General features: G+C 72.0%; 21 protein-coding genes. 11 read left to right on the forward strand and 10 right to left on the reverse strand.

Annotation, left to right across the window (positions count from 1 at the left end; all coding sequences use genetic code 11):
• Positions 1-88 precede the first annotated feature (88 nt).
• The 6 genes from V5O40_RS19290 to V5O40_RS19315 form a co-directional block, all read right to left on the reverse strand.
• A complete protein-coding gene (locus V5O40_RS19290) occupies positions 89-2,791 on the reverse strand; it encodes a S9 family peptidase (RefSeq protein ID WP_332906763.1) in 2,703 nt (900 codons plus the stop codon).
• A 128-nt stretch (positions 2,792-2,919) separates the two neighbouring features.
• A complete protein-coding gene (locus tag V5O40_RS19295) occupies positions 2,920-4,131 on the reverse strand; it encodes a hypothetical protein (RefSeq protein ID WP_332906764.1) in 1,212 nt (403 codons plus the stop codon).
• A gap of 27 nt (positions 4,132-4,158) precedes the next feature.
• On the reverse strand, positions 4,159-5,013 hold the full coding sequence (locus V5O40_RS19300; protein WP_332906765.1) for a phosphotransferase: 855 nt from the start codon (positions 5,011-5,013) through the stop codon (positions 4,159-4,161).
• 31 nt (positions 5,014-5,044) lie between these two features.
• Positions 5,045-6,574 carry an arabinosylfuranosidase ArfA gene (gene arfA / locus V5O40_RS19305; RefSeq protein ID WP_332906766.1) on the reverse strand — a complete coding sequence of 510 codons (1,530 nt, stop codon included), beginning with the start codon at positions 6,572-6,574 and terminating at the stop codon, positions 5,045-5,047.
• A 112-nt stretch (positions 6,575-6,686) separates the two neighbouring features.
• A complete protein-coding gene (locus tag V5O40_RS19310) occupies positions 6,687-7,703 on the reverse strand; it encodes a LacI family DNA-binding transcriptional regulator (protein WP_332906767.1) in 1,017 nt (338 codons plus the stop codon).
• A gap of 96 nt (positions 7,704-7,799) precedes the next feature.
• Positions 7,800-8,639: a class I SAM-dependent methyltransferase gene (locus tag V5O40_RS19315; protein ID WP_332906768.1), complete on the reverse strand. Its 840-nt coding sequence runs from the start codon at positions 8,637-8,639 to the stop codon at positions 7,800-7,802.
• Positions 8,640-8,820: 181 nt separating this feature from the next.
• Between V5O40_RS19315 and V5O40_RS19320 the strand changes: the two genes are divergently transcribed.
• From V5O40_RS19320 to V5O40_RS19330, 3 genes are all read left to right on the forward strand, one after another.
• Complete coding sequence (locus tag V5O40_RS19320; protein WP_332906769.1) at positions 8,821-9,972, forward strand: Gfo/Idh/MocA family protein; 1,152 nt, start codon at positions 8,821-8,823, stop codon at positions 9,970-9,972.
• Between the two features lie 76 nt (positions 9,973-10,048).
• Positions 10,049-11,203: a dihydrodipicolinate synthase family protein gene (locus V5O40_RS19325; RefSeq protein ID WP_332906770.1), complete on the forward strand. Its 1,155-nt coding sequence runs from the start codon at positions 10,049-10,051 to the stop codon at positions 11,201-11,203.
• Positions 11,200-12,024: a sugar phosphate isomerase/epimerase family protein gene (locus V5O40_RS19330; protein ID WP_332906771.1), complete on the forward strand. Its 825-nt coding sequence runs from the start codon at positions 11,200-11,202 to the stop codon at positions 12,022-12,024. Before V5O40_RS19325 ends, V5O40_RS19330 begins: the two co-directional genes overlap by 4 nt.
• Before the next feature lie 207 nt (positions 12,025-12,231).
• Here the strand turns inward: V5O40_RS19330 and V5O40_RS19335 are convergent, their stop codons facing one another.
• Positions 12,232-13,140: a 5'-3' exonuclease gene (locus V5O40_RS19335; protein WP_332906798.1), complete on the reverse strand. Its 909-nt coding sequence runs from the start codon at positions 13,138-13,140 to the stop codon at positions 12,232-12,234.
• Positions 13,141-13,247: 107 nt separating this feature from the next.
• On the opposite strand from V5O40_RS19335, the gene V5O40_RS19340 reads away from it, so the two are divergent.
• A complete protein-coding gene (locus V5O40_RS19340; protein ID WP_332906772.1) occupies positions 13,248-13,628 on the forward strand; it encodes a VOC family protein in 381 nt (126 codons plus the stop codon).
• Between the two features lie 13 nt (positions 13,629-13,641).
• Here V5O40_RS19340 and V5O40_RS19345 read toward each other — a convergent pair whose 3' ends face one another.
• The gene (locus tag V5O40_RS19345) at positions 13,642-13,869 is read right to left on the reverse strand and encodes a hypothetical protein (RefSeq protein WP_332906773.1); all 228 of its coding nucleotides are present in this window, start codon (positions 13,867-13,869) and stop codon (positions 13,642-13,644) included.
• A gap of 175 nt (positions 13,870-14,044) precedes the next feature.
• Here V5O40_RS19345 and V5O40_RS19350 point away from each other — a divergent pair, with 175 nt between their 5' ends.
• The 5 genes from V5O40_RS19350 (at position 14,045) to V5O40_RS19370 (ending at position 20,261) form a co-directional block, all read left to right on the forward strand.
• The gene (locus V5O40_RS19350; protein ID WP_332906774.1) at positions 14,045-15,160 is read left to right on the forward strand and encodes a M24 family metallopeptidase; all 1,116 of its coding nucleotides are present in this window, start codon (positions 14,045-14,047) and stop codon (positions 15,158-15,160) included.
• Positions 15,157-16,299, forward strand: a complete 1,143-nt coding sequence (locus V5O40_RS19355) for an acyl-CoA dehydrogenase family protein (protein WP_332906775.1) — start codon at positions 15,157-15,159, stop codon at positions 16,297-16,299. The genes V5O40_RS19350 and V5O40_RS19355 overlap by 4 nt, the downstream gene beginning before the upstream one ends.
• An 86-nt stretch (positions 16,300-16,385) precedes the next feature.
• Positions 16,386-16,856, forward strand: a complete 471-nt coding sequence (locus tag V5O40_RS19360; RefSeq protein ID WP_332906776.1) for an Lrp/AsnC family transcriptional regulator — start codon at positions 16,386-16,388, stop codon at positions 16,854-16,856.
• A 352-nt stretch (positions 16,857-17,208) separates the two neighbouring features.
• The gene (locus tag V5O40_RS19365) at positions 17,209-18,555 is read left to right on the forward strand and encodes a polysaccharide pyruvyl transferase family protein (RefSeq protein WP_332906777.1); all 1,347 of its coding nucleotides are present in this window, start codon (positions 17,209-17,211) and stop codon (positions 18,553-18,555) included.
• Positions 18,556-18,581: 26 nt separating this feature from the next.
• The gene (locus V5O40_RS19370; protein ID WP_332906778.1) at positions 18,582-20,261 is read left to right on the forward strand and encodes a CDP-glycerol glycerophosphotransferase family protein; all 1,680 of its coding nucleotides are present in this window, start codon (positions 18,582-18,584) and stop codon (positions 20,259-20,261) included.
• A 47-nt stretch (positions 20,262-20,308) separates the two neighbouring features.
• On the opposite strand, the gene V5O40_RS19375 is transcribed toward V5O40_RS19370, so the two are convergent.
• Positions 20,309-20,920, reverse strand: a complete 612-nt coding sequence (locus V5O40_RS19375) for a histidine phosphatase family protein (RefSeq protein ID WP_332906779.1) — start codon at positions 20,918-20,920, stop codon at positions 20,309-20,311.
• A gap of 399 nt (positions 20,921-21,319) precedes the next feature.
• Between V5O40_RS19375 and V5O40_RS19380 the strand changes: the two genes are divergently transcribed.
• Complete coding sequence (locus V5O40_RS19380; RefSeq protein ID WP_332906780.1) at positions 21,320-21,514, forward strand: CsbD family protein; 195 nt, start codon at positions 21,320-21,322, stop codon at positions 21,512-21,514.
• A 91-nt stretch (positions 21,515-21,605) separates the two neighbouring features.
• Here V5O40_RS19380 and V5O40_RS19385 read toward each other — a convergent pair whose 3' ends face one another.
• Complete coding sequence (locus V5O40_RS19385) at positions 21,606-23,009, reverse strand: KamA family radical SAM protein (protein ID WP_281581270.1); 1,404 nt, start codon at positions 23,007-23,009, stop codon at positions 21,606-21,608.
• A gap of 93 nt (positions 23,010-23,102) precedes the next feature.
• Here V5O40_RS19385 and kdd point away from each other — a divergent pair, with 93 nt between their 5' ends.
• Positions 23,103-24,212 carry an L-erythro-3,5-diaminohexanoate dehydrogenase gene (gene kdd, locus V5O40_RS19390; protein WP_332906781.1) on the forward strand — a complete coding sequence of 370 codons (1,110 nt, stop codon included), beginning with the start codon at positions 23,103-23,105 and terminating at the stop codon, positions 24,210-24,212.
• Positions 24,213-24,215: the final 3 nt, after the last annotated feature.

Here is a 24,215-nt window from a genome sequence, read left to right on the forward strand (position 1 = left end):
CCCCCCCCCCCGCGTCGGGGGCGCGCGGCCCCCGTCCCGCCCCCCCCCCGCCGGCCCCCCCGGTGGGGCGGCCGGCGGGCGGTACGGGTCAGCCGTCGGTCACCACCCCGGTCAGCACCACCTCCGGCACCGGCCCGACGACGGGGTTGAAGACCCCCAGCTCGACCCACTCGTCGGGCTCGTCGACCGAGTCGGTGATCGTCGGCACGGTCAGCTCACCGCCGGGGCCGTCCGGCGGGATCGACAGGACCGGCGCGAGCCAGGTCTGCGACAGCGGTCGGGCCGGCTCCACCGGCTCGGCCGCGAAGATGGCGAACCACTCCGGGTCGACGTCGGTGGTGGACAGCTCGACCCGGTCGGCGGGAACCTGCGCCAGGGCGTACGCGAAGATGCCGGCCTCGGTCGGCGCGGACGCGGTGAACCGCCAGGTGAGCTGCTCACCCTCGGCGGCCCGGGCCGACGTGGACTCGATGTCGACCGCCGGCACCGGATCGTCGTTGAGCACGGCCACTCCTCCGACGTAGCTGCCGACCACGAGGCCCCGCTCCGCCTTGGCCGCCAACGTGTGCTGCTCGGTGTAGTTCCACAGCGTGTCGCCGACGACCTCGACGGGGATCCGGATGCTGCGCTGGCCGGGTCGGATGGTGGCCAGCCAGGAGCGGCTGTTGCCCAGCTCGTCGGTGACGTACAGCCGCACCGTGCCACCGCCACCGCCGGTCACCGACACCGGAGCCTCGTACGTCTTCGTGCCCGAGTCGCCCTCCCGCACGTCCACGGTGCCGATGTCCAACCGGGACGGAGCGGAAGCATCGCCGCGCGGCGTGCCCGGTCGCCAGGCCCACGCGTCGAGCAGCCACGCCCGACCGTCAGCGGTACGCGGGGTGATCTCGATGGCGGCGACCCGTGCCGGTCCGCCCTTGAGCGGCACCCGCACCTCCTGCGCCCAGTAGGAGGTCGTGTACTCCGTCCCGGGCAGCCCGTCGATCCGGACCGCGCCCAACCGGCTGCGCCGGCCGTCCGGGTCGATCACGGCGACGTCGAACCGGGTGTCGGTGGTGTTCGGCGGGACGATCACGCGCAGGGCGAGGTCCCGGGCACCGGTGACGGCGACCGGGCGGGCCGGTGACAGCCGGATCGGACGGCCGGCGGCGGACCAGTTCAGCGCCGCCGCGTACCGGTCGGGCTCGGGCACGGTCCAGAGGAACGGCACGAAGTGGGCCAGCAGCGCGTTGGGATCCTCCGGATCGAGGCAGGACCGCTGCGGGTCGTCACTCACCTGGTCACAGATCCGGGCCCCGTCGGACAGCCTGGTCGACGGGTCCGGCGTGAGCAACGGCGTGCGGTTTCCGCCGAGAGCGTGACTGAGCACCCGGGCCGGGTCGGCCGACGGCGCGCGCCGGCCGCTACCGTCGAGCAGCGGCCGGACCCGGTCGTCACCGCCGACGAACAGCCGCGCGGCGGCGGCGATGTACGTCGCGCCCGCGGTCTGCTGCTGCGTCGCGGTGAGCCGGGTCGCGGTGCCCGGTGAGCAGATCGGATCGGGATCGCCGACCGTGGCGAAGTCGTCGTTCGACGGGGCCACCGACTGACCGGGCGTCCACTCCGTGTTGAAGAAGTTGTGGTTCGCGCCGAGCATGTACAGCGCGCTGCGCAGCGCCCGACTACCGCCGATGTCGCGGGTCTCGTCCACGAAAAGCTGGCCCTGGTGGTCGTAGACGTCGCCGTCGCAGCCGGGCAGGATCGTCACCGACGGTACGTCCGGCACCGGATTGTGCCCGAACAGGGTCGGGCCGATCAGCAGCATGCCCCGGATGGTCCAGCGGACCCGGCCCGGATAGCCGTCCTGGCCGGACGGTGGCGGGGTCAGCGAGTCCATCGCCGCCCGGCTGACGCCCTCACCGCCGCGGGAGTGACCCACCAGGAACACCCGGGACAGGTCGGCGCGGGGCGCGGCACGGACCACCTCCGGCGCGCCGGCCCGACCGGTGCCGGCCCAGTCGGCCCACTTCGCCAGATGCAGCTGGACCAGGTCGGAGCGGGCCTGGGCACCACCATCCTCGGACGCCCAGTCCTGGCCGTTGATCCCGTTCGCCGAGATCGACACGGTCAGATAGCCCTGGGAGGCGAGCAGCCGCTGAGCCTGTAGGTAACCACGGTGACTCGGGATCGGCTCGGCGCCGGCCGGGCAGGGCCAGACCTGCGGCCCGTACTCGTCACCGCGATAGCAGAAGGCGTGCCGACCGTGCAGGAACAACGCGAGCGGCCGTACCCCGGAAGCGCCCACCGGCGCGACCACGACGGCGCGCATCTCGACCTGCTCCGGGAACTCCGGCAGCTTCACGTCGGGCAGGGCGTACTCCCCGGTCACCTGCCGGTAGGGGCCGGGGATGCCGGGATCCACGGCAGCGACCGGCTGTCGGCCCGGCGGCGCGACGACCGGCGGCGCGGCTCGGCGGGTGGCGGGCGGGACCTCCTCGTCCATCCTCCTGCCGCCCGCGCGCACCGTCAGTTCGCCGAGTTGGGCGGGAGCCTCCAGGGCGAGGCTGAAGGTCCGGCCGTCCGGGTGCGGGCGGGCGCGACCGAGACGCCGGTCGCCGGACCAGAACTCGACCGCGGCGTCACCGATCGGCACCCGTTCGCCCGAGCGCCAGGTCAACTCCCCGCCGGCCATCGACCAGCCCTCGCTCACCGACCCCGGCGTGGGGCTCGCGGGCGGGGCGGCCGTCGCCGGCCCGGCAGCCCCAGCCACCAGAGCCACGGTCAGCGCGGCCGCCAACAGAAATCTACGCATGCGGCTACGTCTATCCGATCAGTGCAACATGCCGTGGCCTGCCGGGTTTCCGCGATGTGTCCAGCGCCTGGCTCTCCGGCGGGACGCTGGCTGCGCCGACCGCCGACCGAGGTGGTTCCACGAAGACGTCAGTGGCGTGATCCGGTCGACGCGTCCGGTACGTACTCGAGCACGACCCCCCGCAGGTAGCGCGGGGTGGTGGGGAGATCTGCCGCGCCCACCGCGAACATCAGGGAACTGCCCGGGGTCCCGGCGATGCCGTGCAGGCTCAGGCCGACCGCGTCCGGCGGCTGCGGCGCCGCAACGCCGGCCCATCCGCCCGTCCGGTACGTGACAAGCGAAGCGCTCGGCGCCGACGAGTTGTCGATCAGCCACGGCTGTCCGGCGTGGTCGGTGACCACGTCGGGCATCGCGCCACCCGGCGCGTACCTGAGCAGTTCGAACGATCCACCGCCCCCGCGCACGGCCAACCCACCGTCGCCGACCGCCCACAGCTCGCTGGAGGATCGACCAGCGAGCGCTCGGAACGAGGACTCGTCGTTGTTGACGCCCACCTGGACCGTACGCCAGCCCGAGCCGTTCCAGTGGAAGAGCAACGGGCCCTTGAAGCCTTGCCACGCGCCGTTGCCGGCGGCCCAGACGTCATTCGGCCCGATGGCCTTGATCGTGGTGACGGTGCAGAAGTTCGGCATTCCACCGAAGGACGTGCCGCCGGTGCGGCACTCGGCGGGCGGCTGGTGTGACCGCCAGGATCGTCCGTCCCACTGCTTGATGATCACATTGCTGCCGTCGTTGCCCACCAACCAGGTCTGTTCTCCGAGGACGGCAAGTCCGGTGATCAGTGCGTGGGTCTCGCCGTCGCCGCGCGCGAACGGCACCTCGCGCCAGGTGCTGCCGTCGTAGCGCAGGACGTGCGTCACCTGCTCCTCCGGGGTGGCGGCGGCCGTGCTGCCGACCGCCCAGACATTCGCCGGCGAGTCGGCCGCGACGAGGTCGAGCCGGCCGTGCCAGGAGGTCGCCGGCACGACCGCTCGTGTCCAGTTCGTTCCGTCCCACCGAAGGACCAACGGGGTGCCGGTGTCGTTCGGCTGGTCGGGCGAGTAAGCCTCGCTACCGACGGCCCAGGCGTGCCTCGCGTCCACCGACACCACGTCCCACAGCACGCTCGTGGGCCCGGCCAGCTCCGGCAGCGTGGCCAGCCGCCAACCCGGTGCCGGCGCGTCGGCGGCGACGGCGTCGGGTGGTCCGTCGGAGGGGGCCGAGGTGCCCGTGCCCGCCGATCCGCCGGTGCAACCCGACACCAGCAGGACAGCGGCCGTCGTCACGACAATCTTGCGCATGGCCATGATGATCGCATCGCGTGGCCATCAGCCCCGGGCATCCCCGAGCGCCTCGGCGATCATGCGGTGGCCCTGGGCCTCGAACGCCTCGTCGCCCACCCGGTACGCCCACGCCGCGGTGCCGATCGCCTCGCGGATCTGGTTGCGGTGCCACGCGTGCGGCTCACGAGGGTCGGGTCCGTACCCGTCGAGGAAGGCCGCCTCGAGCGTCGGATCACCACGGAACTCCCGGGCGGCCAGTCGACCGAGGTCCGTGTACGCGGGACGCAGCGCGGCGCGACCGAAATCGATCACACCGAGCACGCCGTCGTGGACCAGCCAGTTCCGGGGCTGCCAGTCACCGTGGGTGGGTACCAGGGACGCGGACGGGGTCGGCCAGGAGGCGATTTCGGCCCGGAGCCGCCGCACGGTGTGCGGGGCGATCCGATGTGGTCGGCCCAGCCAGGCCAACGACCTCTCCTTCTCGCGTCTCTCGTGGTCGTCGTCGGTGACGGCGAGTTGGGCGTGCAGCAGCGCCAGCAACTCGCCGGCCTGCCGGTAGAGGCGGGGATCCCCGGCGTGCTCGCTGCCCAGCACCAACCGGCCGGGCAGGTGACGGGTGACGAGCAGCTTCGCGTCGGCGTCGCCGTGCAAGAGGGTCGGCGCGCGATTCCGATCGGTCCAGGGCCGCAACCAGTTGGCATGGGCGTCCAGTTCGCGCCGGATGCCGTGGTCGTCCTCTGCGCTGGCCTTGACGATGAATCGCGCACCCGCGCAGGTCACCTCAAGGACGGTGGTGGCCACCAACCCCCAGCTGTGATCGGCCTCGACGCTCGCCCCGGGAAGCCACCGCGCCAGCAGCGTCTGCTGCTGCCGGGTCAGCTTCCCGAGCGCCGAGGTCACTGCGAAAGGATACGGCCGACCGTGGGTACGGTCAGGACTCGCCGGACGGGGTTGCCTGCGGGATCGTCAGCGCGGTCCACGACACGGGCGGCAGTTCGACGGTGAGCAGGCCGTCGGAGAGCCGCGCGGTGTCGTTGTTCCGCAGCCCGACCCGGTGCGGGTCGCGCAGGTCGTTGGCCGCGCGCACGTCGGTGTCCCAGATGCCCCGGGCCGAGACCGCACCGGTCGGCTGGAAGGCGCGCAGGTCGATCGTCACCGTCGTCGCCTCGGTGAGGTGCCGGTTCTGCAGGAAGACCGACAGCCCGGTGCCGTCGCTGGTCGAGGCCGCGGACACCACCGGCACCGAGCCGAAGGTCGCGGTGGTCGTCTCGTCGGCGTCGGCCAGCACCCGCAGCGCGTCGCCCCGGGCGGCGTGCGAGGTCACCGAGAACGGGAAGAACGTCGTCTGCCGCCAGGCCGGACCGCCGGGCTCGGTCATGATCGGTGCGATCACGTTGACGAGTTGCGCGAGGTTCGCCGAGGTGACCCGGTCGGCGTGGTTGAGCAGGGAGATCAGCAGACCGCCGAGGACGACGGCGTCCGCGACGGTGTAGCGGTCCTCGAGCAGGCGTGGTGCGACCGGCCACTCGTCGATGGTGAAGGTACGTGCCTTTTCCTGCCACCGGCTCATGTACCAGATGTTCCACTCGTCGAACGCGAGATCCACCCGCTTGGACGACCGTTTGACCGTGCGTACGTGGTCGACGGTCGCGACCACCGCCTCGATGTAGGTGTCCATGTCGACGCCGGAGGCGAGGAAGCTCGCGAGATCACCGTCGTGTTCCTGGTAGTAGGCGTGGCAGGAGATGTAGTCGACGTCGTCGTAGGCGTGGTTCAGCACGACGCGTTCCCACTCGCCGAAGGTCGGCATGCCCCGGCCGGACGACCCGCAGGCGACCAGCTCCAGGTTCTGATCCACCTGGCGCATCGCCTTGGCCGTCATCGACGCGAGCTTGCCGTAGTCGGTGGCGTCGCGGTGGCCGAGCTGCCAGGGGCCGTCCATCTCGTTGCCGAGGCACCACATCGCGATGCCGAACGGCTTCTCCCGTCCGTTGGCGGCCCGTTGCGCGGCGCGGGCGGTGCCGGCCGGCAGGTTCGTGTACTCCAGCAGCTCGACGGCCTCCTTCGGGCCGCGGGTGCCGAGGTTCACCGCCAGCATCAGCTCGCTGCCCACCAGGTCGAGCCAGTGCTGGAACTCGTGCAGGCCGACCTGGTTGGTCTCGGTGGAGTGCCAGGCGAGGTCGAGCCGACGCGGTCGCTCGGCCACCGGCCCGACCCCGTCCTCCCAGTTGTAGCCGGAGACGAAGTTGCCGCCCGGGTACCGGACCGTGCTGACGCCCAGTTCCTTGACCAGCTCGATGACGTCACGCCGGAATCCGTCCGGCCCGGCGCTGGGATGCTCGGGCTCGTGGATGCCGTCGTAGATGTGCCGGCCGAGGTGCTCGACGAAGCCGCCGAAGAGTCGTCGACGGACCGGCCCGATGGTGAACGCCGGGTTGATGGTGAGGTGCGCGCGGGGCATGAGACTCCTTACGATGATCACCTACGATAACGTTTTCGGTGCCGGTGGACGAGCCCTCGGCAGGTCGTCGGCGTCGCGCGGGTACGCACCGGTCGGCCAGCGGCCCGCCGGCTCAGCCCGGGGCGGGACCGGCGCTGTCCCGACGGACCAGGTCGGCGGCGAGCGACTCGATCCGGGGACCTGCGGCTCCCGGGTCCAGGGCCAGGGCCATCGCGCGGGCGCCCATCTCGACAAGCGGCAGGCGGACAGTGGTCAGCGCCGGGGTGACGTCCCGGGCCACCGGCATGTCGTCGAAACCGAACACGCTCACCTGCTGCGGCACCGGCACCGCACGGGCGCGTAGCAGCGCCAGCGCGCCGATGGCCATCGAGTCGTTGAGCGCCGCGATCGCGGTCAGCCCGGGCTCGGCGTCGAGCAGCGCGGCGGTGGCCTCGGCGCCGCCGTCGCGGTCGAAGTCGGCGTACCGGACGCGGTGTTCCGGCAGCTCCCGGCCGTGCTCGGCGAGCGCCGCGCGCAACCCGGCGAGTCGGTCGGTGATGGTGGTCAACACCCGGGGACCGGCCACCACACCGATGCGTTCGTGGCCGAGGCGGCACAGTTCCCGACCGAGGAGTTCGCCGCCGCCCCGGTTGTCCGGCATCACCGCGTCACCGGAGTGTTCGTGGCGGCCGATCACCGCGACCCGACCGCCGGTGGCCTCGTACGCGGCGAGCTTGCCGTTGAGCAGCCGGGTGAAGTCGGCGTCGTGGTACCCGGAACCGGCCAGGATGATGGCGGCGACCTGCTGGCCCCGCAGCAGCTCGACGTACTCCAGTTCCCGCTCCGGGTCGCGGTAGCTGTTGCAGATCATCAACAACCGGCCCTGGTCGGTCGCGACGCGTTGCAGGCCCCGGGTGATCTCCGCGAAGTACGGATCGGAGACGTCGTGCACGATCACCCCGACGGCGCCGCGATGCGACCGGGCCAGCAGTTGGGCGTGGGCGTTGGGCACGTACTGCAGCTCGGCGACGGCGCGCAGCACCCGTTCGCGCAGTTCCTCGGTGACCGGCTTGCTGCTGCCGTTGATCACGCGCGAGGCGGTGGCGGGTGAGACACCGGCCCGTCGGGCCACATCGGACAGCGTCGCCACACCCGCCCCCTCACGCGTCGCGCCGGCCGCTGTAGCGGCGACCAGCGACACCGTACCCCAGGGCGGGGGCCCGCATCGGGGCGTGGTTAGCGCAGGTCAAGCCCGCAGGTCCGGCCGGTCCCGCCCGATGTCCGACGGATCGCGGACGGTGCCCCGGGCGAGCAGATGGGCACTCGCCGTGACCAGAGCGGGCTCCCGCCCATAGACGCGGGCGAGCCGCAACGCGGCGGCGAACACGGTCTCCGCCATCGGCCCGTGCGCGGCCGCCTCGGCGGCGATCCAGGCCGGCCCCTCGATACCGTCGACGACCAGGTCGACCAGGCCGGCGGTCCGGCATTCGTCGAGCAGTTCCTCGACCCGGTGGAAGTAGGCGTGGGTGAAACCGAGACGCGCGTCGTTCCGGCCGTCGGTGAGCAGCACCGCGGCTTCCTCGACCATCCGGTCGTCCAGCCGACCGGTGGCGGCGAAGTCCAGCGGCCCGGCGAATCGCGAGATCGCGGCGGCGAGGACGCGACCGCCGGGCCGCGTGACCCGGACCGCCTCCGCCAGGGCCCGGCACCGGTCGGCGCGCCGGGGCAGGTGGTAGAGCGGCCCGAGCAGCAGGGTGGCGTCGTAGCCGTCGTCGGGCTCGGGCAGCGTGCGGGCGTCGGCGACGTCCGCGTCGACGGTGGGGTGGCCGGCGCGGGCCTGGGCGACGTGCGCGGGCACCAGGTCGAGCAGGCGTACCCGGTAGCCGAGGGCGACGAGGGCCCGGGCGTACTCGCCGGTCCCTCCGCCGACGTCCAGGATCCGGGCAGGTGGCGCGGGCAGGTACTCGCGCAGCAGTTCCAGCGTGCGGGCCCGCTCCAGCCGAGCCTGCGGCCGTGCGGCGAGCCGCAGGTCCTCGCGGTACCGCTCGGTGTAGTACGCGACGATCTCGTCGGACTGGCGATCCATCCACTGATGGTCCTCGTTGCGGTGGCGAGGTGGCCAGCGCTTTGTTCGGCCCGCCATCGGCCGCCGAGGCCGGACGCGCCGTCGTCGGGTAAGCCCTTGCCTGGCCTCGGAGGGGCGGCCTAATCTGGGCGGGAAAGCGCTTACCTCACCCGGTCCGAGCGCCTACGACGGAAGGACCCCCATGACCCGCAGGTCGATCGGCATCATCGTGAACGGCGTCACCGGCCGGATGGGATACCGGCAGCATCTGGTGCGCTCCCTGCTGGCCATCCGGTCCGCCGGTGGGGTGCCGCTGGCCGACGGCACCACCGTCTGGCCGCACCTCGTCCTCGTCGGCCGCAGCGAGGCCAAGCTGCGCGAGATCGCCGAGCGCCACGGCCTGGACGACTGGACCACCGACCTGAGCGCCGCCCTGGCCCGCGACGACACCGAGGTCTACTTCGACGCGCAGGTGACCCAGCAGCGGGAGAAGGCGATCCGGCAGGCCATCGACGCCGGCAAGCACATCTACACCGAGAAGCCCCTCGCCGAGGACATTGCGGCCGCTCTCGACCTGGCGCGTGCCGCCCGGGCGGCCGGCGTACGCACCGGCGTGGTGCAGGACAAGCTCTTCCTGCCGGGGCTGCGCAAGCTCAAGCGGCTGCTCGACGCTGGCTTCTTCGGCCGGGTGCTCTCGGTTCGCGGCGAGTTCGGCTACTGGGTCTTCGAGGGCGACTGGCAACCCGCCCAACGCCCCTCGTGGAACTACCGGGCCGCCGACGGCGGCGGCATCGTGGTGGACATGTTCCCGCACTGGCACTACGTGCTCGCGGAACTGTTCGGTGAGGTACGCGCCGTGTCCGCCACCGTCGCCACGCACATCCCCCGTCGGGTCGACGAGGCCGGGCGGCCCTACGAGGCCACCGCCGATGATGCCGCCTACGGCGTCTTCGAGCTGGCGGGCGGCGTCATCGCCCAGCTCAACTCGTCCTGGTGCGTCCGGGTGCACCGCGACGAGCTCGTCGAGTTCCAGGTCGACGGCACCGAGGGCAGCGCGGTCGCCGGGCTGCGGCGCTGTCGGGTGCAACACCGGGCGGTCACCCCCAAGCCGGTCTGGAACCCGGACCTGCCCGCCACCGAGGACTTCCGGTCGCAGTGGACGGAGGTGCCGGACAACGAGGACTTCGACAACGGCTTCAAGGTGCAGTGGGAGGCGTTCCTGCGGCACGTGGCCACCGGCGAGCCGTTCCCGTGGGACTTCCTGGCCGGTGCCCGGGGCGTGCAGCTGGCCGAGCTTGGCCTGCTGTCGGCCCGCGAGGGCCGCCGTGTCGAGGTGCCGGAGCTGACCCTGTGAGCGAGCGAAGCGAGCGAACCAGCAGGCTCGGTAGCGCGGCGCCTCGCGCCGCCGGCGAGCGGAGCGAGGCGGCGGCGTGAGCGGCACCGAGGTGACCCTGCCCGGCGGCCGGCGGATCCGGTTGTCCGGCGGCAGCGGGCATCCGCGCCCCGAGGCCCCGCCGCGCACCCGCGTCGCGTACGCCGCCGCCCACGTGGTGGCCGACCCGGCCGGCGACAACACCCCCGGCGCCCCGGCGGTGCTGGACTGGGACCGCACCCTCGCCTTCCGCCGCCACCTGTGGTCCTACGGCCTGGGGGTGGCCGAGGCGATGGACACCGCGCAGCGCGGCATGGGTCTGGACTACCCGGCGACCCGGGAGCTGATCCGCCGCAGCGCGGCCGAGGCGCGGTCCGTCGGTGGTCGGATCGTCGCCGGAGCCGCCACCGATCAGTTGCCGCCCGGCCCGGCGACGCTCGCCGAGGTCACCGCCGCCTACCGGGAACAGCTCGACGACGTGCGGGCCGCCGGGGCGGTGCCGGTGCTGATGTGCAGTCGGCACCTGGCCGCCGCCGCCCGTGGCCCGGAGGACTACCTGCGGGTGTACGACGAACTGTTGCACGCCGCCGACCAGCCGGTGGTGCTGCACTGGCTCGGTCCGATGTTCGACCCGGCCCTGTCCGGCTACTGGGGCACCACCGACCTGGACCTGGCCGCCGACACCGTCGTCGAGCTGCTCAAGGCCCACGCGGCCCGGGTGGACGGCATCAAGGTGTCGCTGCTCGACGCCGGGCGCGAGGTGGCGTTGCGCCGCCGGCTGCCGGCGGGCGTACGCCTCTACACCGGCGACGACTTCCACTACCCGGAGCTGATCCGGGGCGACGGGACCGGCCACTCCGACGCGCTGCTCGGGGTCTTCGCCGCCATCGCGCCGGCCGCGTCGGCCGCGCTCGCCGCCCTCGACCGCGGTGACCTGGACCGGTACGACGAGATCTTCGCCCCGACCGTGCCGCTGGCCCGGCACCTGTTCGCCGCACCCACCTGGTACTACAAGACGGGGATCGTCTTCCTCGCCTGGCTCGCCGGGCACCAGGAGCACTTCACGATGGTCGGTGGGTTGCAGTCCGGCCGGACACCCGAGCACCTGGGCACCCTGCTCACCCTCGCCGACGCCGCCGGCCTGCTGCCCGACGCCGAGCTGGCCGCCGCCCGCGCCCGGGCCTTCTTCACCGTGGCCGGGGTGACCCGGTGACCGGCCCGGCGAGCCGGGCGGCCCTGCGCCGGTTCTCGTTCAACCAGGCCACCGCCCAGCACTGGCCGCTGCCCGACGTGGTCGCCGGTTGTGTCGCCGCCGGGGTACCGGGCATCGGCCTGTGGCGGGAACCGGTGACGGGGTACGGTCTCGGCCGCACCGCGAAGCTGGTCCGTGACGCCGGGCTGACGGTCACCACCCTGTGCCGGGGCGGGTTCTTCACCGCCGACGACTGGCGGGAGCAGAACCTGCGGGCCATCGACGAGGCGGCCACCCTCGGCGCCCCGGTGCTGGTCCTGGTCTCCGGCGGCCTGCCCCCCGGCAGCCGGGACATCGACGGCGCCCGCGCCCGGGTCGCGGACGCGATCACCGAACTCGCGCCGCACGCCGACGCCGCCGGGGTGACCCTGGCCATCGAACCGCTGCACCCGATGTTCGCCGCCGACCGGTGCGTCATCGCCACCCTCGGTCAGGCGTTGGACATCGCCGAACGGTTCGATCCGGGCGTGGTCGGTGTGGTGGTGGACGCGTACCACGTGTGGTGGGACGACACCGTGTACGACCAGATCGCCCGCGCGGGGGAGTGGATCGCCGCGTTCCAGGTCTGCGACTGGGTCACCCCGCTGCCGGAGGGGGTGCTGCTCGGCCGGGCGCTGCCCGGCGACGGCTGCATCGAGCTGCGCCGGCTGCGCGAGGCGGTCGACGCGGCCGGCTACACCGGCCCGATCGAGGTGGAGGTCTTCAACGCCGAGGTCTGGGCGCGTCCCGGCGAGCGGATCCTGGCCGCCGCCATCGACGGCTACCTGCGCGAGGTCACCTGAGCCCGGGGGCGTCGCGGTCATCACCTGCGAGCTGACCATCGACAGCGACTGGGGTTCGGAGCTGCTCAGCCTGGCCGTGACGGCGGCTGCCGGCGCGCAGCCGGGCCAGCAGGGGAACTGCTGTTCACCGTCACCGCACCGGACGGGACCACCGCTACCGGTCCACGGTCGCCGTCGCCCCCGGGCTACCTGCTGGCCCGGCGCGGGTCAGCTCGTCGCGGTGCGGGTGGCGAGCGCGTCGACCAGGCGCCGGGTCGAGCCGGCGAGGTTCCACCGCTCGGCCAGGTCGAGCAACCGTTGCGGGTCGGCCGGCGACACCGGCAGCTCGGTGGACAGCGGTGGCAGCGGCACGTCCAGGGCGACCCGGACCACCTTCGGCGCCACGGCCAGGTAGTCCCGGGCCGCGGCGAGCTTGGTGCGCAGCCCGGGTGCGAAACCGGCGGCCGGGTCGTCCAGGGCGGCGAGGATGCCGGCGATGTCGCCGTACTTGTCGACCAGCCGGGCGGCGGTCTTCTCGCCGACGCCGGCCACCCCGGGCAGCCCGTCGGACGGGTCGCCGCGCAACGCGGCGAACTCGGCGTACCGGTCGGCCGGTACCCCGTAGCGGGCGCGCACGGCGGCGTCGTCGCAGTCCTCCAGCTTGGCCACTCCTCGCCCGACGTAGAGCAGCCGCACGCCCCGGGCGTCGTCGATCAGCTGGAACAGGTCGCGGTCACCGGAGACCACCTCCACCGGACCGGGCTCGGTGACCGAGAGGGTGCCCAGCACGTCGTCGGCCTCGTAGCCGGTCGCGCCGACCACGGTCACCCCCAGCGCGTCGAGCACCTCCAGGATCATCGGCACCTGCGGGGAGAGGGTGTCCGGCACCACCTCGCCACCCTCCGGAGCCACCCGGTGCGCCTTGTACGACGGCAGCAGCGCGACCCGCCAGTCGGGCCGCCAGTCGTGGTCCATCGCGCACACCATCCGCCCCGGCCGGCGGGTGCGCACCAGGTGGGCGAGCATGTCCAGGAAACCGCGCACCGCGTTCACCGGCTGGCCGTCGGCGGTCTTCGCGGCGGCCTCGGGGATGCCGAAGTATGCCCGGAAGTAGAGACTGGGCGCGTCGATGAGCATGATCGGGGTCTGCGCTGTCACGCCCGACAGCCTGGCACACCGCACCGACGTTCACGACGTACGGCAGGTCGGCGGTGCGTTCCGTCGGCGCGACGAGGGAGGGCCCGATGACCGTACCGACCCGGCTGACGCTGACCACGGTGAATCTCGACACCCCGGACCCGGCGGCCCTGGCCCGCTTCTACGCGCGCCTGCTCGGCTGGGACATCGCGGTCGAGGAGGCCGACGACGTGATCCTGCGGGCCGCCGACGGTGGGGTCGGGCTGTCCTTCCAGCGGGAACGCGCGTACGTGCGGCCGAGCTGGCCGGCGCAGCCCGGCCGGCAGCAGATGATGATGCACCTGGAGATCGGGGTGCAGGACCTGCCGGCCGCGCTGGAGCACGCGCTGGCCTGCGGGGCGACGCTCGCCGCTTTCCAGCCTCAGGAGGACGTCCGGGTCTGCCTGGACCCGGACGGCCACCCGTTCTGCCTCTGGCTGACGGACTGACCCCGCGGCGTCCTCAGCTCGCGCCGGCCGTGGCCCGCCGACGGCGCCGCTTGGTGACGTACGGCAGCACGAACAGGTACAGGCCGGTGAGCATCAGCAGGGCCAGCGGCAGCAGCGGCAGGTAGGCGAGCCACTCGACCGGATCCTCCTGTGCGAGCGCGACGAAGGTGACGGCGACGGTCACCGTGAACGCGATCGCCAGCCACCGATGGGTCTGCCGGATCCAGTTGCTTCCACTCATCACGAACCTCCCGGGTGACACTGCGCACCGGCCCGAGCGGCTGCCCGGCCGGGTATCTACCCTGGTCAAGCTAGTGACGTCCGGCTGGTCGGTGCTTCTCGATTCCTGACCGGTGCGTCGTGGCGGCCCGGCACCGCCAGCGCCGGTTGGCCCAAACGACCGTTAAGCTAGCGGAGTGGGGTTCGAGGAGCTGTATCCGCCGGGGCGGCTGGCCGCCGCGCAGCGTGCCGTGGCCGCCGCCGGGATGGACGCGCTGCTGCTCAGCCCCGGCTCCGACCTGCGCTACCTGACCGGTTACGACGCGCACGCCGGTGAGCGGCTGACCCTGCTGGTGCTGCCCGCCGAGGGCGAGCCGACGCTGATCGTGCCGACCCTGGAACGGCCGGCGGCCGAGGCGTCGCCGGCGCCGGCCACCGGGGTACGCATCGTCGACCACGCGGACGGCACGGACCCGTACCCACTGGTGACCGCCGCGCTCGGCGGGCCGGTCGGCGCGGTCGGGCTGGCCGACCGGATGTGGGCCGAGCAGGTGCTGGCACTGCGTGCGCTGCTGCCCGACGCCCGGCAGCGGCTCGCCTCGACGGTCCTGCGGGAGCTGCGCGTCCACAAGTCGCCCGCGGAGGTGGCGGCGCTCGCCGAGGCCGGCGCGGCGATCGACGCGGTGCACGCCCGGATGGGGCGGTGGCTGCGACCGGGACGGACCGAGGTGGAGGTGGCCGCCGACATCGCCGCCGCGATCCGGGCGGCCGGCCATGTCACTGTCGACTTCGTCATCGTGGCAGCCGGCCCGAACGCCGCCAGCCCGCATCACGGCACCGCCGACCGGCCGATCGGCGCGGGCGAGCCGGTCGTGGTGGACATCGGCGGCACCATGCCCTCGGGCTACCGCTCCGACTGCACCCGCACCTATGTCAGCGGTGGGCCGGCACCCGCCGCGTTCGTCGACTACTACGCGGTGCTGCACGAGGCGCACCGCGCCGCCGTGGCGGCGGTCCGCCCCGGGGTGAGCGCCGAGGCCGTCGACGCCGCCGCCCGCGCACCGATCACGGCGGCCGGTTACGGCGACGCGTTCCTGCACCGCACCGGCCACGGCATCGGTCTGGACGGCCACGAGGAGCCGTACGTGGTGGCCGGCAACGACCGCGCGTTGGCGGCGGGGATGACCTTCTCCGTCGAACCGGGCATCTACCTGGCCGGGCGGCACGGCGCCCGGATCGAGGACATCGTCGTCTGCACGACGGACGGCGTACGACGGCTGAACACCATCCCCACGGAGCTCATCGCGCTATGACTGTCGACCGGATCCTGCCCACCGACGAGGCTCGCGACCTGCTGGAGTTGACCACCGAACTGGCCGACCGGGAACTCGCGCCGAAGGTGGTCGAGCACGAGCAGCGGGCCGAGTTCCCCCGGGAGGTGCTGCGCACGCTGGGCCGGGCGGGTCTGCTCGGCCTGCCGTACCCGGAGGAGTACGGCGGCGCCGCCCAGCCGTACGAGGTCTATCTCCAGGTGCTGGAGATCCTCGCCGGCCGCTGGCTCGCGGTCGCCGAGGCGGTGAGCGTGCACACCCTGTCCTGCTACCCGGTCGCCGCCTTCGGCAGCGAGGAACAGCGCAAGCTGCTGCCCGACATGATCGGCGGCGAGTTGCTCGGGGCGTACTGCCTGTCCGAGCCGCAGGGTGGTTCGGACGCCGCGGCGCTGACCACCAGGGCGGTGCGCGACGGCGACGGTTATCTGGTCACCGGCACCAAGGCGTGGATCACCCACGCCCGGGTGGCCGACTTCTACAACGTCTTCTGCCGCACCGGCGGCCCGGGCCCGAAGGGCATCTCCTGCCTGCTCGCCGACCGCGCCACACCGGGTCTGCACCCGCAGGCCGCCGAGCGCACCATGGGGCTGCGCTCCTCCCCGGTGGCGCAGATCGTCTTCGACGAGGCCCGGGTGCCGGCCGACCGGCTGATCGGCGGCGACGGGGCGGGGTTCACCATCGCCATGTCGGCCCTGGACTCCGGTCGCCTGGGCATCGCGGCCTGCGCGGTCGGGTTGGCCCAGGCGGCGCTGGACTACGCGGTGGACTACGCCCGGCAGCGCGAGCAGTTCGGCCGGTCGATCATCGACTTCCAGGGGCTCGGGTTCACCCTGGCCGACCTCGCCACCCAGATCTCCGCCGCCCGGGCGTTGACCCTGGCCGCGGCCCGGCTCCGCGACGCCGGTCGGCCGTACTCGGTCGAGGCGGCCAAGGCGAAGCTGTTCGCCACGGACGTGGCGATGCGGGTGACCCTCGACGCGGTGCAGGTGCTCGGCGGTGCCGGTTACGTCGCCGACCATCCGGTCGAGCGGTACCTGCGGGAGGCGAAGGTGCTGCAGATCGTGGAGGGGACCAACCAGATCCAACGGCTGGTGATCTCCCGGGCGCTGGCGAAGGGCTGACCGTACGCGAGCACCCGCCGACCGACCGCGACGGCGGGCGGGCTTGTCGGTCGCGTCGACCGGCCGTACCCGGTAGGTTGCACGCCGTGGAGGAGATCGACCGCGCCATCGTGGTGGCGCTGACCGCGGACGGCCGACTGTCGTACACGGATCTGGCGGAGAAGGTCGGCCTGTCGGTCTCCGCGGTGCATCAGCGGGTACGGCGGCTGGAGCAGCGCGGGGTGATCAAGGGTTACGCCGCCCGGGTCTCGTTCGAGGCGCTGAACCTGCCCTTGACGGCGTTCGTGGCGATCCGGCCGTTCGATCCGTCGCAGCCGGACGACGCGCCGGAGCGGCTGGCGCACTTACCGGAGATCGACTCCTGCTACTCGGTGGCGGGGGAGGACTTCTACCTGCTGCTGGTCCGGGTGGCCAGCCCGGTCGACCTGGAACGGGTGCTCCAGGAGATCAGGACGTCGGCGAACGTCACCACCCGCACCACCGTGGTGCTGTCCACCCCGTACGAGCACCGGCCACCCAAGGTCGTCGGCCACCCGGCAAACCACCACCGCCCCTGAGACGTGTCGCCCGAGGTGGCGAGCCGGCAGGCGGGCTGACCCGGGACACCCCGTGCTGCCGCGGCGCCGGAGACGCGGCTAGGATCCATCCCTGATTCAGCGGAAAGTGAGACCCGGATTATGACCGGACGCCGGGCCGATTCGTGCCGCCCCGTCCCGGTCACGTCGCGTGTCTCGAAGGGGAGGATGAGGTGAATCGATCGATGCGATCGCGCTCCAGCCAGACGGCGTCCGGGGTCCGCCCATGACACGCATCCTCATCCGCGCCGGCAAGAGTCCGTTGACAGTGCTGTCCCATGAGCAAAGCCTGTCAACCTCTCGGTTGGGTGTCTTCGGGTCGAACTCTGGGAACATGCTGTTCTACAGCGCGGTGTTCCGGGTGCTGAGCGTGCCCGACGCCGAGGTGGTCGCGAACTCCTACGTGCATGAACGCCCGGTTCACCTGGGCACCTACATCAACCGGACCAACGAGGAGTTCGACCGGTTCGTCCTGCCGATGGCGAACTCGTACCGGGACACCTTCCTGCCGCACCTGGAACGTCTCGCCAAGGTCATCGAACGGCTGACGATTCCGGTCACGGTGGTCGGTATCGGCGCGCAGCTGCCGTACGGCACCGAGTTCAGCTCGCTACCCGACGACTACAAGAAGATCGTCACCCGGTTCACCCGGGCCGTGCTCGACCGGTCGGCGTCCATCGGCGTACGCGGCGAGTACACGGCCCGCCTGCTGAAGTACCTGGGCTTCGGTGACGAGCACGTGCGGGTGATCGGCTGCCCGTCGATGTTCGGCAACGGGCCGCTGGGGCCCCTGGTGCGCAAGGTGGATCGGCTGGCCTACGACAGCCCGATGGCCATCTCGTACACCCCGAAGGTCAAGGGGGTGGACCGGCTGGTCGAGGCGAACACCAACCGTTACCCCAACAGCGTCATCGTGCCGCAGCAGCATCACCGGTTGGCGCTGATGCTGTGGGGCGAGAACCCGGCCAAGGTTCCCAACAAGCGGATGCCCATCCACACCGACCATCCGCTGTACGAGAACGACCGGATGCGCTTCTTCGTGGACGCGTCGACCTGGGTCGAGTTCATGGCCGAGCAGCACTTCGCCTTCGGTACCCGCATCCACGGCAACGTCGCGGGCGTGCTGGCGGGCACACCGTCGGTGGTGCTGGCCCACGACTCCCGCACCGTCGAGCTTTCCGAGTACCACGGCATTCCGTACCGCCTCTACTCGGAGCTGCCGCCGGACGTCGACGCGCAGCGGCTCTACGAGGAGGCGGATTTCGACGCCTTCGGGCCGCGTCAGGCCGAGACCTTCGACACCTACGTGCGATTCCTCGAGCACAACGACCTTGAGCACGTGTTCCAGCCGGGCAAGGAGAACCCTGCCTACGACAAGGCGCTCGCCGCCGCCAAGTTCCCCGGCCCGGTGCACACGCTGATGGCCTCGGACGTCGTCGGGCGGCGCCAGGTGATGTCCCGGCTGCGTTGGCTGCGCCAGGGGCACGAAGGTGATCTGGAACGTCCGGCCTACGAATTCGAACCACCCTTCCGCGAACCGCGCGGAAAGAAGTCGCTCGAGGAGCGGGTAACCGAGTTGGAGAAGGAACTCAAGGTGCAGCAGGCATCGCTGGCGAACTGGCGGGGTCGGATGGGGCGTGTCCTGCGGATCAACCCGTTGTCCATCGGGGGCCGACGGTGACGATGGCTGATCCGGAGAAGTCCGGGTTGAGGGTCTTGCTGACCTCGAAGGCGGGAGCGCGATTCGTCTCCACCACGATCGAGGTGTCGGCCCTCGTCGCGCTGCTGTTGGCGGCGGTGGGCGGCTCCCGGCTCTGGGCACTGCCGCCGGCCCTGCTCGCGGCCGTCCTGCTGGCCTGGACGTGGCGTGGTGCGTTGCGCGGGGGCGCGGTGCCCACCGCGAAGGCGGTCGTGCCGCGGGTACTCCTGCTCGCCTGCGCGTACCTGCTCGGCGTGGTGCACGGCGGCGTCGATCCCGCGCTCGCCGTCGGCGTTGCCCTGGCCGGTCTGGCGGTGCTCGGCGAGGCGCCGCTGGGGCTCATGTCCCGTGCCGCCTACCCGGTCACCGCCAACCTGCCGGGGATCGGGGCACGACCCTACCGACGCCCGAACACCAGCCGCGTCGTGCTGGTCAACGGTGCCGCGGTGCTGGTGGCACTCGGCTGCGCGTTCACCGGCGCCCTCGGGGTGATCTCCGCGGCGGTGTCGGCGGCCGCGCTCGGCCTGGCGCTGTTCACCTCGTGGCAGGCGCTGACCAGGGTACGGGCCAGGCGGACCAGCGAGCAGAACCTCTTCACCGCGCTGTCCGCCTACGAGCCGGCGTTCGTCGTGCACTGGAACGCACCCGCCGGCACCGCGTACCAGATCGCGATGTGGCTGCCGTACCTGGAGCGCCTCGGTCGGAGGTTCTTCGTGCTGGTCCGCAGCGAGGCCAACTTCAACGAGGTCGCGGCGCTCACCAAGGCCCCGGTGGTGCTCCGGACCGCCCTGGAGGACCTGGACGCCGTCGTCACCCCGTCCCTGCGGGTCGCCTTCTATGTGAACACCGCGACGAGGAACAACCACCTCATCCGGTACACGAAGCTGACGCACATCCAGCTCAACCACGGCGACAGCGACAAGGTGCCGAGTCACAACCCGGTCTTCCGGATGTACGACAAGAACTTCGTCGCCGGCCAGGCCGCCATCGACCGGTTCGCGGCCAACGGGGTGAGCATGCCGATGGAGATGTTCACCGTCGTCGGGCGGCCCCAGGTGGAGAACGTGGCGGTGGCGGCCAAGCCGATCGCCTCGATCGCCAACCCCCGGGTGCTGTACGCACCGACCTGGGCGGGTTTCTACGCCGACTCGAACTACTCCTCGCTGCACGTCGGCTACGACATGGTCAAGGCCCTGGTCGCGCGCGGTTGCAGCATCGTCTTCCGGCCCCACCCGTACAGCCGCCGGTCCCCGGCGCTGGCCCGTGAGTGTGACCGGATCCAGGCGCTGCTGGACGAGGACCGCCGGGTCAACGGGCGGCAGCACGTCTTCGGCAACCAGGCCGAGGTGAAGATGTCGGTGGTCGACTGCTTCAACGCCTCGGACGCGATGGTGTCGGACGTGTCGAGTGTGGTGGCCGACTATCTGTACTCGGAGAAGCCCTTCGCGATGGTGGCCGTCTCGACGTCGGCGGTGACGTTCACCGACGAGTTCCCGTTGGGACGGGCCGGCTACATCATCGACGCGCACAGTGGCCGGGTGCAGGGACTCGACGTGATCCTCGACGACTTCCTCGGTGCCGACCCCCTGGCTCCCATCCGGCACGACCTCAAGAAGTACTACCTCGGCGACATCCCGCCGGAGCGGTACGCCCAGCACTTCCTGGACGAGGCGTCGCGCCACCTCTGAGGCTCCACCTACCGGCTCGACGCCGCCCGGAACCGCTTGCCGGCCGGTCAGTGCCGGGCCGTCGGCTCCCGCGCGGGCCCGGAGGGCTGGGTGACGGGTTGGTTCCAGCGGAGGATCACCCGCCGGCCGTGTTCGTGGCCGAGCAGGCTGAGGGTGGCGGTGTCCAGCCGGAGCAGCCCGCCGGCGGAGGGCGGCAGGCCGATCCACCGGGCGCCCAGCACGCGCAGCGCGTGCGCGTGACCGACCAATGCGACCGGGCCGCGGTCGAGCAGGGGATGCAGTTTGGCGAGCAGTCGGTCCAGGCGCTCACCGACCTCGCTGGGCGACTCGCCGCCCGGGCAGCCGTCGGTCCAGACGCTCCAGCCGGAGTGTTCGTCCTGGATCTCGGCGGTGGTACGGCCCTCGTAGTCGCCGTAGTGCCATTCGGCGAGATCGTCGTCGCAGCGGGTCACGGTCAGCCCGGCCAGCTGCGCGGTGCGCAGTGCCCGCGTGCGTGGGCTGGTCAGCACCGCGACGAACCGACGCCCGGCGAGGGCCGGCTGGAGCGCCCGGGCCTGTCGCTCACCGTCGGGGGTGAGCGACAGGTCGGTGTACGAGGTGTGGCGGCGGCTGGCGCTCCACGTGGTCTCGCCGTGCCGGATGAGCAGGATCTCGTTCACGTCGCCGTACCGCTCCGCTCCGCGGCACGGTGCGTGCCCACCGTGCCGACCCTGACGTGCTCGCGCATGCCCCCAGTCAACCAGGCCGCTGCGCCCGCTGCCGGGCGGCGACGGGATCGGCCGCGGCCGGGCGTTGTCGTCGCCGCTGTCCCGATGGCCGGGGGTGGACTTTCGGGGCCGACCCTCCCGCTCGATCTGGCCGGACCGACGGGACAACCCGGCGGCCATACCTAGTGTCCTAGGACGCCTTAGCGGGTGTGTCTCGCACACCAGGGCAGGACGCTCCGCCGAGCACCACAAACGTCGTCCGACGAGCCGTTTCAGGTCTCAGGACGGGGGGACACCAAGGAGAGCGGAGCGGTCCGCTCCGCCAACCGCCGAGGTAGGCAGGGAGGCGACATGAGCTTCACCGACAAGGCGAAGAACAAGGTCGAGGAACTGAGCGGCGCCGCCAGGGAGCGGATCGGCGACATGACCGACAACGAGCGCATGCGGGCCGAGGGCGCCAGCCAGCAGAGCGATGCCCGGACCCGGCAGGCCGGTGAGAACGTCAAGGAGGCCGGTCGTAACACGAAGGACGCCTTCACGAAGTGATCGGCCGGTACGCGAGCGGGCCGCCGGAATGATCCGGCGGCCCGTTTCGCGGTGTGGCACAGGTCGGCGAAGAGGCGCCGCCCGGTCGGGTTCAGTCGTCGCGGTGGACGCGCCACCACTGCTGACCGGCCTCGGGGAGGGTGTCGATCGGGTCGTAGTAGGCGTAGCGCTTGCTGAGCGCCTCCAGGTCGGCGGACTCGATGGAGGTGCGGTAGTTCTTCGTCCAGTAGGAGATGCCGCGCTCGCGGTCGTACTCGGTGACCATGTGTACCCAGCGCTTACCGACGAAGGGCACGTCGCAGACGATCCGTGGGGTGGCGTAGCCGGGCAGGTAGCCCATGATGTCGTGCTGGAGCTGCTGGGCGTGCCAGACCGGAACCCGCCAGTGCTCGGCGTTGGGGATCATGTCGCACATGTAGAAGTAGTACGGCAGGATGCCCGCCTCGCCCTGCAGAGCGAAGCAGAGGTCGAGCAGGTCGGTGCTTGTCGCGTTGACGCCGCGCATCAGGACGCCCTGGTTGCGTACGTCGCGCACGCCGATGTCGAGGGCGGTCTGGGCGGCCCTGGCGACCAGCGGGGTGAGCGACTGGGCGTGGTTGACGTGGGTGTGGATGGCGAGGTTGACCCCGCGGCGGGCGGCGGTGCGGGCGACTCGTTCCAGGCCCTCGACGACGTCGGGTTGCAGCCAGTGCTGGGGCAGACCCATCAGGGCCTTGGTGGCGAGCCGGATGTCCCGGATGGTTTCGATCTCCAGCAGCCGCATCAGGTAGGACTCGAGGTTGCGCCAGGGCACGTTGGCCACGTCGCCGCCGGAGACGACGACGTCCCGCACACCGGGGTGGGCCTTGAGGTAGCTGATGTGGGCGTCGTAGCGGTCGACGGGCTTGAGGCTGAGCTTGAGCTTGTCCACCGTGGGGGTGGAGTTGCCGACCAGGTCCATGCGGGTGCAGTGCCCGCAGTACTGCGGGCAGGTGGAGAGCAGTTCGGCGAGGACCTTCGTGGGGTAGCGGTGGGTGAGGCCTTCGGCGACCCACATGTCGTGTTCGTGCAGTGAGTCGCGGGTGGCGTAGGGGTGGGACGGCCAGTCGGTGCGGCGGTCGGAGGCGACCGGGATCATGTAGCGCCGGATGGGGTCGGCGAGCAGCGTCTCGGTGGTGGGTGGGCCGTACGGCGCCATTGTGTTGATCATCTGTGGGGTCACCAGCATGGACATGGTGGCCAGGGCGCGCTGGTCGGCTTCGAGGTCGGCGTAGAAGGTGTCGTCGACCGTGTCACCGAGCACGGTGCGCAGTTGCTTGATGTTCTTGACGCAGTTGACCCGTTGCCACTGGGCGCTCTCCCACTGGTCGCGGGTGACCTCGCGCCAGCCGGGGAAGCGGGTCCAGTCGGGTTCGACGAGGGGGCTGCGGCGGTATTCGTAGGGCTGGCCGGTGCGGGTGGTGGGGGCCGGCGGGGGTGCCGGGATGGTCTGCACCGGCGGTCGGGTCTGGGTCACGGCCCCTCCTCTGGTCTGCCTGGATGATCAGCGACCCGAAGGCTACTGGAAAAATTTCGGTAGAGAAATTATTCTGCCGTAAGTTTTCCCGCCATGCGAGTCCAAGGCGAGGCTTCAGGCGGCCGGACAGGGGAGGTGGGTGTGACGTCACCGGTGGGACTGCACCGTGTCGTGGAGCCTGCGGGCGTGTTGCCACAGGCCGCCTGGCGGCTCGACACGCGTCCGGAGATCGCGCCGAACGAGGTGCGGATCCGGGTGGAGCGCTTGAACCTGGACGCGGCGAGTTTCCGGCAGTTGTCCGTCAAGCACGACGGGGACGGCGCCGCGATCCGGGCCGAGGTGCTCGACATCATCGCGACCCGGGGAAAGATGCAGAACCCGGTGACCGGGTCGGGCGGCATGCTGATCGGCACGGTCGAGGAGGCGGGTCGGCGTTCACCGTTGGGGCTCAAGGCGGGCGAGCGGGTGGCCACGCTCGTGTCGTTGACGTTGACCCCGCTGGTGGTCACCGACGGGTTGGCCGGCTGGGACGGGCGCAGTGAGCAGGTGCCGTGTGCGGGGTGGGCGATCCTGTTCGCCCGATCGGTCGCGGCGGTGCTGCCGGAGGACCTGGACCCGCAGCTGTCCCTGGCGGTGCTGGACGTGTGCGGTGCGCCGGCGTTGACGTCGCGGGTGGTGTCCCGACACGTGGCGGAGCGGGCGGCCGAGGGGGACGCCCGGCCGGTGACGGTGGCGGTGGTCGGCGGCGCGGGCAAGAGCGGTTCGTTGTCGCTGGCGGCGGCGCGGCGGGCGGGTGCGGGCCGTACGGTCGGGGTGGTGCCGGTGGCCGCGGAGCGTGACGCGCTGGTGGCGGCGGGCCTGGCCGATGCGGTGGTGGTGGCCGATGCCCGTGATCCGGTGGCGTTGTCGACGGCGGTGACCTCTGCGTTGGGGGTGCCGGCGGACGTGACGGTGCTGTGCGTGGACGTGCCGGGTTGTGAGCACGGCGCGGTGTTGGCGACGGCGGACGGCGGCACGGTGATCTTTTTCTCGATGGCGACGAGTTTCGCGGCGGCGGCGTTGGGTGCGGAGGGTCTGGCGGCGGACGTGACGATGCTCGTCGGCAACGGGTACGTGCCGGGGCACGCGGAGTTGGCGTTGGGGTTGTTGCGGGGCGAGCCGGGGGTGCGTGGGCTGTTCGAGGCGCGGCTGGCGGCAGACTGAGGC

Origin of the sequence: Micromonospora palythoicola (assembly GCF_036689795.1) — a bacterium.
In the GTDB taxonomy this organism is placed as follows: Bacteria; Actinomycetota; Actinomycetes; order Mycobacteriales; family Micromonosporaceae; genus Micromonospora; species Micromonospora palythoicola.